This is a genomic window from Xanthobacter oligotrophicus (genome assembly GCF_008364685.1).
Classification (GTDB): Bacteria; Pseudomonadota; Alphaproteobacteria; order Rhizobiales; family Xanthobacteraceae; genus Xanthobacter; species Xanthobacter oligotrophicus.
This window is the reverse complement of sequence record NZ_VTTL01000001.1, coordinates 232545-244738: the sequence shown is the minus strand read 5'-3', so window position 1 is coordinate 244738 and position 12194 is coordinate 232545. Positions and strand designations below refer to the sequence as shown.

6 protein-coding genes and 1 pseudogene are annotated in these 12194 nt (G+C 67.1%); all 7 read right to left on the bottom strand.

Annotated features, from left to right (window positions below):
- Window positions 1–279 precede the first annotated feature (279 nt).
- Window positions 280–1058: pseudogene (locus FZ033_RS01085) on the bottom strand (IS5 family transposase).
- Window positions 1059–1715: 657 nt separating this feature from the next.
- Window positions 1716–4163: a trypsin-like serine protease gene (locus tag FZ033_RS01080; RefSeq protein WP_188079231.1), complete on the bottom strand. Its 2448-nt coding sequence runs from the start codon at window positions 4161–4163 to the stop codon at window positions 1716–1718.
- A gap of 351 nt (window positions 4164–4514) precedes the next feature.
- A complete protein-coding gene (locus tag FZ033_RS01075; protein ID WP_149574336.1) occupies window positions 4515–4835 on the bottom strand; it encodes a hypothetical protein in 321 nt (106 codons plus the stop codon).
- Between the two features lie 278 nt (window positions 4836–5113).
- The gene (locus FZ033_RS01070; RefSeq protein WP_149574335.1) at window positions 5114–6664 is read right to left on the bottom strand and encodes a nucleotidyltransferase family protein; all 1551 of its coding nucleotides are present in this window, start codon (window positions 6662–6664) and stop codon (window positions 5114–5116) included.
- A gap of 168 nt (window positions 6665–6832) precedes the next feature.
- A complete protein-coding gene (locus tag FZ033_RS01065) occupies window positions 6833–8635 on the bottom strand; it encodes a serine/threonine-protein kinase (RefSeq protein ID WP_149574334.1) in 1803 nt (600 codons plus the stop codon).
- The gene (locus FZ033_RS01060; RefSeq protein WP_149574333.1) at window positions 8632–9420 is read right to left on the bottom strand and encodes a PP2C family protein-serine/threonine phosphatase; all 789 of its coding nucleotides are present in this window, start codon (window positions 9418–9420) and stop codon (window positions 8632–8634) included. The genes FZ033_RS01065 and FZ033_RS01060 overlap by 4 nt, the downstream gene beginning before the upstream one ends.
- 136 nt (window positions 9421–9556) lie before the next feature.
- Window positions 9557–12091 carry a caspase family protein gene (locus FZ033_RS01055; RefSeq protein ID WP_149574332.1) on the bottom strand — a complete coding sequence of 845 codons (2535 nt, stop codon included), beginning with the start codon at window positions 12089–12091 and terminating at the stop codon, window positions 9557–9559.
- Between the last annotated feature and the right edge of the window lie 103 nt (window positions 12092–12194).

The following is a 12194-nucleotide window of genomic DNA, read 5'->3' as shown; positions in this document are numbered from 1 at the left end:
GGCGGGCGGGCGAATCGAGCTGTGCGTAGGGACTTTGTTGGCGGGTCAACAGTATAAAGACACTCCAGGCGCCCCAGCAGAGCGACCCATCGGCGGGTGTCGTGTGCTCCCAATTGGCAACCGTCAGGGGCCGCGTCGCCCCCGACATCTACTTGGCGGCGCTCCACCCCGAAAGGGGGAGAGCATTTTCCGTTCGCCTTGGCTCACGACAATCACTCTGGATCTTTGTGTTGAGGCGCATTCTTCACGCCAACAGTATCCACGTCGTTCGAAAAAGCGCTAGGTCGTGTGGACGAACCTGATCCAGATGCGGATCGTCGCGAGTTGGACGAAGCCGAGGAAACTGGACGCGAGCTTGTCGTAGCGCGTCGCGACGCGTCGTGAGTGCTTGATCTTGTTGAAGAAGCGCTCGATGCGGTTGCGGTGGGCGTAGGTCTTCCGGCAGACGGGGCGCTGGATCTTGCGGTTCGATTTGGTCGGGATGACCGGCTCGATGCCCCGGCCTTCAAGGTCATCCCGGATGGCGTCGCTGTCATAGCCTTTGTCGGCGAGCATGGCGACGGGATCGGGTGCGTCCTCGTCCATCAGGTCGCCATAGGCCGCCATGTCCGAGGCCTGGCCGGGCGTCACGCTGAAGCCGACCGCAAGCCCCTCCGCATTCGCTCGGGTATGAACTTTGGTCGTGAGCCCACCGCGCGAACGGCCAATACCGTTTCTCTGAATCCCCCCCTTCCTCCGGCAGCGTGCTGGTGCGCCCGGACGATGGTGGAATCGATCATTTGCATTGTGTTGTCAGAGACTTCGCTTTGGGCCAGGGCGCTCAACATCACGTCCCAGACGCCCGCCGCAGTCCAACGGCGATATTGTCGGTGGACCGAGTTCCACTTACCCAGTTCATCGGGTAGATCGCGCCAGGGAGATCCGGTGCGGGTGACCCACAGGATCCCATCGAGCACCCTGCGGTGATCGGCGGGAGGGCGGCCGCCCTGCGCGCCGCTCTCCAGCAGAAAAGGCGCGAAGAGCGCCCATTCCTCGTCCGTGATCAGCCCGCGAAGCACCGCTGTTCTCCCCAAAGAACAGCTTTGAATCACATATCAGCCGATTTGGGAATCCGCTTTGTCCACACGACATAGATCCTAGTCATCGGGCTGGATCAATCGGCGGCCGAAGCGGCTGATCCGCGTGGTGACTTCAGTTCATCGCTTCGCTGCATGGACCAAGCCGTCTTGCGCAGCTCCGTCAAGGATTAATTGCCAAGCACCATATAATAGGGACACAGCAAATTCGTGCAACGGCGCGGGCTCGATGCCACAGGCCTGTCCGTGACGGCAACCATCGGCCGGCGCACCGTCACGGCTGGTGCAGGGGGCGTCGGCGTGGTCAGGACAACAACGCTGCGCGGTCGCCGCATAGGGGTGGGAGCGGGGGCGATCAAGGGCGCCACGACCGGGCCGGTGTCCGCGCCGGTGGTCGCCGCAGGCGTGGTTTGTTCCGCAACGGATGCGCCGCTGATGGCGGGCGCGCTCGCGGTCGTGCAATCATTTAGGGCTGGCGTGGGCGTAGAGGCCGACATGTCACCTCCACACCCGAGCGGAGCGGCGCCTGCGCTCGGGCTCGAAAGCAGTAGGGCCAACATGCCAGCAATCCAGATCGCACTGCGTTTCATCGTTCGATCCCCAGTCTTCAAACCAACATACCATTGGTTGCATTTTCTGTCATGGCGTGCGCCGCCCCGTCTCTGCGTTCCGCCGCCCATCGCCGGCCGGGACACCCCCGGTGCTGGTCGCAAACGACCACTCCACCTCCTCGACTCGTCTGGTCACGGGGTCGGGGGCGCGGAGCGCGTTGATATAGCCATGAAGATGGACCAGTGCGCCGGGCCCGTCTGCCGTGTCCGAAGGCCGCTCCGGCATATCGAGGGCCTGAACGGCCTTGTCCGCGAGGATTGCCATCACCACGGTCCCCGCGGATAGCCCTGCGGCGGAAAAAACGAGCGGCGCGCTGGGCGCCAGCAGGTTGATGTCCCGGTGCGGCCGGTGTGCCCGGTTAAGGGCCGCTGGATCCGGATAGATCTGCCGCACCCTCCCGTCTGTGGCGATGGCGAGGAGGATCAGGTAGCCGGCGCGGCGGGTGGTCACGCGCAAGGTGCGGGCGCCCGGGGCCACCCATTCGACCGTCAGGCCGGCGGAATTGGCGATGGCGGGCAAGACGCGGCCGGCGCGCTCCTCGCCAAGCAGGGACGCGCTCCGCTCCGCTCCGCTCATCGTCAGCTGCGGCGAAGCCCCGAGGCGGCACAAGGCCACGGCCCCCTCGCAGAATTGCGCGACGTTGCCGCGCACGCTCTCCAGCAGGTCCCGCGCGCCGCCGCTGCGGCCGCCTGACACGAGGCGCGCCGCACGCAGGCTGCTGATCCAGCGCCGGGTGAAGGCGCCCATCGGCGTGTCCGTGTCGCTATCCACCAGGGCCCACTGATCCGGCGCGGCCGCGAACCAGACCACCGCCGAAGACGGCAAGACCGCTTCCGCCGTTTCGGCGCGCACCAGGATCTCGCCCTGATCTTGCGCGATATCAGCAACCGCCTCTACCGCGCGGATCAGTCCCTGCTCCCCCGCGCGCGCGCGCGGGGGGCGCTGCAGCGCTCTTCGCGAAACCTGGCTGGTGTCAAACACCGCCGTCACCTGCCGGTTGGCCAGCCGCTGGAACGCTCGCTGCAACTCCGTTGGCGTGATGGCATTGGCCACGTCCCGCACGTGCCCGTCCGGGGCGCGCAGCAATTCGAGATCCACAGGCGCCAGGGCGACACCGGCGCCGCCGGCGCGCAAGGCGGGGAAGATGCGGCTCTGGAAGCCCTGCCCACTGTAGTAGAAGAACACACGCGCACCCGGTCGCGATCCCTGCACCAGCCAGGAGTCCATGGCCGCGAGCAGATTGGCGCGTGTTGCTTTCTCGTGGGTCAGCGTCATCACCTCGTCGCGACGGAAGCCCAGTTCCTCCACCAGCAGGGTGGTTACCGCCGCCGCATCGTTGCCGGAGCCGGCAAGGGTGAGCGGCTCGGGATAATGGTCGATGCCAACCACCAGTGCGCGATCCCCGGGCGGTACCCGGGCCGCCTCCCGCGCTACCTCACCCGGTGAGAGCAGGGCGAGCGGCGCCTCGATCGTGCCGTCCGACGACAGGGCCGTCAGGGCGCCGCCGACGCCGGTATCCATGGCTGACAGGCGGAATTGGGCGGACGGCAGGGCGGATGGCGCCATCTGGCCCCGCGTGACCAGCCTGAGCCAGGTTTCGTAGGCCGCGACGCGCGTATAGACGCCGTAGCGCTCGCGCCGGCCGCAGCCTTCCCCCCAACTGACGATGCCCGCCTGTACCCAGCCGCCGGCCGCGCCACGCAGCATCAACGGTCCGCCGCTGTCGCCACGACACGCATCACGCCCGCCGGCGGCGAAGCCCGCGCACAGGGTGCCGGGGCCGACGACATTGCCCTTCAACGCGCTGGCCGCATAGGCGGAGCGGCAGGTCTCCATGGGTACCAGGGGAAGCTCCACCTCCTGCAGCTCGGCGGGCAGAAGGTCGGCGTCGGCTCCGGCGCCTTCCTGGGTGAGGCCCCAGCCGACCACCATCCCGGCGAGGCCGGCCAGGTCCTCGTCCCGGAGTGCATCGCCCGTTACCGACAAGGCGGGGACCTGCGCAGGCTGCTCCAGTTCCACCAGGGCCACGTCGTTCTCGTAGGTGGCAGGCTGAAAATCGGGGTGGGGGATGATGGCCCGCACCCGCAGGCCTTGCCGGAACACCGCATCGCCGGCGGTGATGACTGCGGGAAGCCGCGCCGCGCCGGCCACCACCAGGACATCCTGCGCAGCCACCGCCGGGCGCCGGCCGCCACCGGCGATTGCCGCGACGAAGCAATGGGCGGCGGTGAGCACGAAAGTGGCGCCGATCACCGTGCCGCCGCAATGCGCGCGCATGCGCCCCCGCCCGGCGGGGTCCGGCGCGTAGATCTTCACTTGGGAGGGCCAGGCGCCCTCCAGCGCCGTGCTGCCGCCCACCACGCGGGTGAGGCCGCGGTCGCTGTCGGCCGAGGGCTGGCCTGGGGCGGCTTGGTTCTGCGGTTGGCCGGCTGCCGGAGCGGCGGCGAGAGCGAGCCCGAGTAGCCCGGTCGCCATGGCGCGCATACCAAACAAAAGGAGTGTGCCAATTCTTTCGGAGGGAGAGGACAAAGGAGCAGGTACAGGTGAAAGGAGGTCTTTGGGCCCGTCTATCCACGCGGCGTCGGTTGGAGGGCTGAGGCCGCGTGCCGGGCCTGTGGCTCGGCTCTGTTGCATTTCGTCCTGTGGCGCGAGGCGTCTCGGTACCGGCGCTGTTGGTCGGGTATGTATAGAAACAATCTTAGTCTGGAGAAGCCCGTTGGCGCCAGCCGATTCTGCATGCCGGTTCCGTTGGCGAACCGGGCCACGCATGAGCCGTCCCGAACCGCCCGCTCCATCTGCGCGAGTACCGCTTGCGGGTGGCGCCTCTCATTCCGGCAGGGGCGCGACGACCCGCAGCCGCCATTCCCCATCCGCGCCGAGATGTCCGGAATAGGTGAGTTGCGGCCAGGGTCGCCCCCCTTCCGCGAGCAGCGCCACGATCTGGCCGACAAGATCGCGGACCTGTGCGCTGGGCGTCCCCTCGGCGCCGGCCACATCGGGATTGAACAAGGCCAGCACCGGCGGCGCCCCCTCTGCCGCCGCCGGCGTCACGGTGAAGCGGAATGCCTGCCAGTCCTCGGGGACGACCTCGAAGAGGGCCTCGATGAGATGGTGGTCGAGGGCGGTTTGGTTATTCGTCGACGACACGGCTGCCTCCAGAGCTCGAAAGAAATCATGTGACCAGATCAAACAAAGGACGCCAAACGCTTGAACGTATGCAACGGCTCCTGTAAAATAATATTAAGGAGCATTTACATGCGATTTCTTGATTGGGATCACACACCCATGCTGCTGAGTGACGACGGAATGACTGCGTGGGCCGTCTTCAATCCCGGCGAACCGTGGTCGGACGTCGATCCGATCGAGGCGGCATATGCCTACCTTCTGTCGTCGGAAGCCGCCCTGCGCAGCCACTTCGCGCAACTCTATGGACCATTGCCGCCGCTGCCCTCCGAGGCCCCAACGCCAGCCCACGCCCTTGGTGCTCTTTTTCGGGCGTCGGAGTAGAGGACACGCTGCTTCTGCTCCAATTCGGCCCGCTGCGGATCGCCGCGGGACAGGGAACGAGCCTTGTTGTAGAACGGAGTTCCAGCCTGTTTAGCATTATACATGTTAGCTTCCCATATTTGAATCTCTCCAAGGGTTCCATCATTGAATTTTACTAGAATTTTTCGATCTATGTATCCGTTTTCCGTCGCCTTCCAGCCCTCGTCAACGATCGTAAATTTTTTTGACAGTTCTGCGACAACTTTATCGGCCTGATCTGGCGTGTCGACCACGATTCCTCCGCGTACAACGTCCGTTATTTTTGATGTGTTTTTATATTTCTTTCGAATCATCTTTTCTTCAGACGTCGCCTTCAGCTTTATGCCGGGATTTTTGAACTTGACACCGAGCTGAGCAGCGATTTTTGCACCCTGCTCGGCGAGCGTCCTCTGATGGTGCTCGGCCACGCGATAAAGCTCATCTAGCGTCTTATGGGGCTGACCCGCGATAAGGTCCGCTGTCGTCGGCTTCGGAGATGCGTTTTTCGTTTGCGATGAAGGAGCTTCGGCGCGTCGCGCATTTCCGGAACTTCCGCTCTTCCCCGCCATCTCCTCCTTGGTCGCGGTCGGCACCGCCTTCCTCCCGCTTCCCGCCTTCTTCGCCGAATCCACGAACTTGCCCGCGACCCGCGCCACGGCCGCCATGAACAGGCCCACCGCCACCGACGCAAATCCTGCCGCGAGGCGCTCGGCCGCGCGGTCGAGGTCGCGCTCGGTCTTCGCCGTCACCGTCCCGACGATGAAGGCGACGAAATGGACCACCGCCTCCACCGCGGACTGCACCGCATAATACACGCTGATGCCCCTGATCATCGCGCAGGCGATGATGGCCGTGAGCACCACCGCGTCGATCACCTCACCAGCCGCCACCGCGTGCAGCTCGGCGAGCGCGACGAGCGTGCCCACCGCGATGGCGAAGTCGGCCGGGTCCTCCAGCAGCGCCACCAATTGGGTGCGCGCTTCCGAGCCCACCAGAGGCAAGGCGCGGTGAAAGACGGCGGTGAACCGATCGTAGACCTCCATTTCCGCCGGAAGCGGCCGGTCCTGGGGCGGGGAGCGGCCGTCGCGCCGTGGGTCGAAGCTGCGCACCGCCAGTGCCGCCTTTGCCATCAGGGTCAGGTGATCGGCCGCGCTCACATAGGTCGGCTCGCGGAACACCAGGCCACGCAGGCGACCGGCATCCACCGCCGTTGCCACCTCGGCGATGAGTTCCGCCTGAAGCAGTACGCTCACTGGCCGCCCGCCGCTGTCCACCCAGAAGGTGGCCAGTTCCATCACCGCGCCGGCGTCGCAGGACAGATGGGTACGGAGCGCGGCGCGGATCTCTTCTCCGCTCGCCGGCCGGAGGGTCCCATCCCTCGGGAGCAGGCCGCGGGTGAGGACGACGGTCTGCGTGAAGCTCTGGAAGGAGATGGTGTCGTTCGCGCTCATGGGCGCCGCCTCACCGCGCCGACAGAAGGAGCTGTTTGGGTGGCGCCCGCATGAAAGATCTGCCCCGTCGCCAAGCCTAGTCCGACCATTCAGCCTCAAGACAAGTTGTCTTGGCTGCCACCCTGAGTGTCAACGAGGTGCAATTGAATTGATGGCCTCAAAATTATTTCACCTGACCACCACATGGCGGGCCGCCGCGCCGAGGCGGTCTTCCGCTCTCCTCGCTTGCGCCACGAAAGTCTCTGCCGGCAGCGAGGCGTCAGTTCGCAGTCCGGGGATGGCCTGGGCGGAGGAGAGGGCGACCACCAGGACAGAACTCCCCGGCGGCGCGGCGCGTGGATCGAGCGCGAGGTGGAACGGGAGGCCTGCGCCCTCGGCCCGTATCGATGCCGCCACCACCTGCACGGTGCCGTCTGCAAACACTAGCACCACGCTCAGGAGCCGGCCTCGCGGCGCGGACGCCTCGCCATCAATGACACCGCCCTGGCGCACGGTGTAGGATACCAGCTCGAGCTGCGGCGCGAAGGCCTTTTCGCCACGGGCCCGCGCCACAAGATCGACCACCGGGCACTGGGGCGGCGTCACCTCCTGCAGCCGTACGTCGAGGCCGAGGCCGTGCACGCGTTTGAAATCCGCGGCGACCGAGCGAAAGTCGCCCTGCGTCCGGCCGAAGCCGTCGCCCACTGCACGACTTTCGGCTGTCACTACCGGTTCGAGGAATGTGCATTCCGCCAGGGCGTAGCGATCGAGGAAGCCGACCATGTCGGCGGGACTGGGCGGAGCCGGCGCATCAGGAAGAATCTGGATCACCGCCGGCGCACCGCCACGGCCGGGTGCGGGGGCAGGGGGATGGCGAGCGGCGTCCTGGTAGGGTGCGTCCTGGCGGGGCGCATCTTGGCGCACGGTAGGTGCTGGCGCGCCTGCCGGCCCGGACATCAGCCAGTAGGCTCCGCCACCGAGCAGAGCAAGCAGAGCCGCCGCGCCCCCCGTGGCGCCGATGATCGTCCAGCGCCGCGGCATAGCGCTTTGTGCGGCGGACGGAGGGCGCGCTCCAGGGCGGACCGACACCACGGTCATGTCCTCGGGCGGCATGGTTCCGCGCGAACTGGGGGTGGCGGCGCTACCGCGGCGCAGCCAGGCGGCCACCTCCGTCATGGAGCCGGGCCGCTCGCGCGGCTCCGGCTGCAGCATCCATTCGAGCAGCGGGCGCAGATGCCCGTCCACGTGGGACAGATCGGGCACGCGACGCCGCTTCTCGATGATCTCGACTGGCGTGCCGCGCATGTCGATGGGGCGTCCAGTCACCGCTTCCGCCAGCACGAGGCCGAGGCTGTAGATATCGGAAGCGGCGGAGACGTCGCCCCCGTTGAGGCCCAACTGCTCGGGGGAGACATAATTGTATTTGCCCGCGAAGCCGTCGCCGACGATGGTGGCCTCTGCGGCACGGGTCTGTCGTGCGATGCCGAAGTCGATGATCTTGGCCTGGGCTACATCCCCATCGGGGATGATCACGTTGTCGGGTGAGATGTCGCGATGGATGATGCCGCGTTCGTGGGCGGCCTGCAGCCCCGAGGCCACACGAGCGCCCAGCACACGCACCGCCTGCTGGCCGAGTGCACCGTTTCGAACCATCGCCGATAGCGACGGGCCGGAGACATACTCCATGGCGAGGTAGGGACGCTTCAGCGTGGGGTCGACGGAAAAGACATAGTAGCGGACAATGGCCTCGTGGTTGAGATTGTGGAGCGCCCGGGCCTCCTTTCGGAACATGGCCAAGGCGGTTTCCGTCTCGGCCACGTCCGAGCGGATGGTCTTGATGGCGACCGGATCACCGGTTTCGATGGCGTGCCCGCGATAGATCTCGCCCATACCGCCGGCGGCGATGCCCTCGTCGATCTCGAATAGGTCGTTGAGGCGGGTGCCTGGTGGCAGCCAAGTGCCGCCCGGATCGCTAGGGCGTTGCGAGTTCATGCGCTGGCGGCCCAGTTGCTCGCGAGGCTGCGCTCGGGATCGGTGATCGTGGGCTCGCGCGCCACGCAGCGCACCACCACCACCGTCACGTTATCGCGGCCGCCGCGCTCCAGGGCCAGCTTCATCAGGGCCGCGGAAGCGTCGCTGGCCTCGCTCTTCGAGACCAGGTCGCAGATCTCGTCATCGTCCACGTGTATGGTGAGGCCATCGCTGCACAGTACAAATGTGTCGCCGAGCTTCGCGAGACCGTCCACGATTTCGAGCTCCGGCTCCTCGGTGACGCCGATGGCGCGGGTCACGACGTTCCGTCGCGGCCAGTTCGTCGCTTCCTCACGTGAAATCACGCCTCGCGCTACCAACTCCTCCGCCTCCGAATGATCGCGGGTGAGTTGCGTGATCTCGCTGTCGCGCACGCGATAGATGCGACTGTCACCTGACCAGATGCAGGCATAGGCATTCCCACGGACCAGCAGCAGCACCACCGTGGCGCCGATCGTATCCACTTTCATTGCTTGAGCCTGGTAGCGCAGCCGCGCGTTGGCGGACACCAGCCCGCGCGTGCATTCTGCTAGGAAGCCGCTGGCGGTGCCGCACTCCTTCACATGGCTAAGCTCCTCCACCACCAGGGAACTGGCGATCTGCCCCGCCTGGTGCCCGCCCATGCCATCGGATACCGCCCACAGCCCGGTGCCCGGGCGCATGAGATAGCTGTCCTCGTTGGCGGTGCGGATGCACCCCTGGTGCGTCGCCACCGACGTCTCAAACACCATGTCCATCTTATCCATGAGGCACCTGCCTGAAAGCCGTTTGTCGTTCTCCCCGGCCGCGTCCGCGGTTCGGTTCTGTCGCCTGGGCTGGCGGGGCGGTCCGAGTTCGGGCCGTCATGCCGGTGGAGCGGCGGCGGATCGTAGACCCACATGCTCAGTTCCCCAGGATGATGCTGGGTTGGCGCTTGGGCGCGGGAGCCGCCGCCACTGGAGGCGATGGCCGTGGCGGTGCCGCCGCCGGCTTGGGCGAGGCCGCTGGCTTCTGGGCCGGCCGGGGCGCGGGTTTTTGCGGTGCCGGCTTCACGGCGTCACGTTCACGCTGGTGCGGCTGGGAGGCGGTTGAGGGCACGCAGCGGTCGCCCTTCACCCGTTCGCCCTCTGGACATTCGAGCGGGCATACCCGCCGCCGTCCTTCGCCTTCGAGCTGCTTCACCACCGCGTCATCCACATCACGTGGCGGAGGGTCCATGGCACGCACCGTGTAGTATTTACGCACCGCCTGCCGGACGCTGTCGAGCGACCCGTCGTCGGCGTTGCCGTCAAAACAGCCCATGTGCCGGAGGGCTTTCGAGGCCCGGCGGAGTTGCTCCGGCGCATTGACGGCGGGCGGCGACGGCTCATTCGGGAGACTGCTTGTCCCCAGCGCCGCTAGCACCAGGGGCTTGAGGCCCTCGCAGGCGGTGGCGGCGCCGAGTTGCTCCAGCCGCAAGCGCCCCTCGGAGCCCATCTGCCGGAGGTGCTCGAACTCAATCCGATCGTGAGCGCAGGACTGCTCCAGACGGTCGCGCTCCGCCACGATGTGCTGCATCTGGGCGAGGGCCGCGGTCGCCACGTCCGGACACCGCGCGGTGCGAGCGAACGCCGCGAGCGGCGCCGGATCCACCGGGTCGAGCGCGGTGAACGCCGCCACCTCTGCGGTGCAGGTGGCTCGCGCGGTAGCCTGCACCGCAGCTTCCCTGGCCGCAGCTTCCTTGGCTGCTGTGGCCTTCGCCGCGGCGGCCGTGGCGGCGGCGTCCTTCTCGGCCGTCTCCCGAGCGCTGGTTTCCTTCGCTACGGCTTCCCTTTCTGCCGCTTCCTTCATATTGGCTTCCCGTGTGGTGGCGGCCCTGAGGTTCGTCTCCAGCAGGCCGGAATTCTCGTTGCACCCCAGTCGGCCGGAGAGCGCATCGAGGCGAGCACGGGCGCCATCACCGCTGGCGGTGTCGCGGATGCTGCGGGCCTCCTCGGCGCACATCTCCTGGCGGCGCAGCAGCTCCTGCGCTTGGCGTTCCGCTTCCGCGCGGCGGGCGGCGGTCGTGCGCTGGCGCGAGCGTTCTTCTTCGTCACGTCGTTCGATGTCAGCGATCGCCTCGCGCGCCAGCCGGTGCGTCTCCATGCAGCGGGTGCCAGCGTCAAGGGCGGCAAGCTCGTCCTTGCGCCCGGCGGCAGCCAACTGTGGCACGCGCGCCCCTTCCTGTCGGCACGCAGCAGCCTCGGCCTGTGCGTGCTGCTCGCGGGCTTCCCGCTCCGACAGCTCGTTGAGGGCCGCATCCACCAGAGGGCCACTCTCTTCCAGGCAGGTGGATGCGGCCTTGAGACGTTCCAGCGCATCGCGTGGCCCCAAGGTGCGCAACGCGTTGATCCGGTCGCGCTCCTCGCCGCAGACGGTGCGCCTGCGTTCCTCCGCCTGCCGTACCTGCTCGGCCCGCTCGGCGGAGGCGCGGCGCTCGGCCTCCTCCCGCCGCAGGCGCTCCTCCTCGGCGCGGCGTTGTTCAGCGAGGCGCTGCGCGCGTTCCAGCACGGCGAGCCGCCGCGTCGCATTGGGCGCGTGCTCCGAATAGGGAAAGCGGGCGAGAAAGTCGCGGAAGTCGATGGGATCCGACGACTGCCGGATCCTGAGCCAGACGGTGTTGTGGGATTCGGTCTGGTTCAGGATGTAGGGGCCGCTCAGGGCAAGGCTGATCTCCGGCACCTGGCGCCCCCGTGTTTGTTCATGCACATCGCGGGAGACGTGCTGAAAAAGCGGTCGAACGTCGAGGTCGGGCTCCATGAGCCATTTCAGCAGCGCCCGCGTGAACGGGCTGTTGCGCGCCTTGCCGTCCTCGGCCACGTCGAGGGGAGCGGTGGCATAGGCGACCACCATGCCCTGACCGCCCTTCGCCCCGTCGAGCGCGCGCAGCAGCGTGTCCTGCCGGACCGTGCGCGCCGCCTCGGGCGAGAAGGCACCGGCCGGGTCCAGCGGGTCGTTGCGGCAGGCGTCGAAGATCATCAGGCGCATCCCCGTCGCCTTGTCGAGTAACTCGCGCACATCCTCGGCGGACAGCATGTCGTACTTGAGGGCGTCCCCGTCCTCGAGTGCTACGTCGATGGGCGCGAGGAAATACTGGCCGCGAAACTCAAGGGCGTGCCCGGCGAAATAGAATAGCGCGGTGTCGGCCCCCGAGACCATGCGAGAGAAGTCCTTCAGTGTCGCCCGCACGGCGCCGCGCTCCATGTCGGTGCGCAGCATCACCTCGAAGCCGAGATCGCGCAGCGAGGTGGCCACGTCGGTTGCATCGTTGCGGGGGTTCTTGAGCGCCGTCATGGACCGGTAGGAGGAATTGCCGATCACCAGGGCCACGCGGCGCTCGGCATGCGCTGACGATAGCGAGCCGGCGAGGAGCGTGACCACCCCCAGCACAAGCATCATCCATGTCCTCAGGTCGCGCATGCGCCGATGATCCACCCCGATAAGCCGGGGGCAGCGCTTCGCGCCGGCCCGACTGCAGCTTTCCCAGCCACGTCCCAAGCCCCGGCTGGATCCGCCCGGCGGC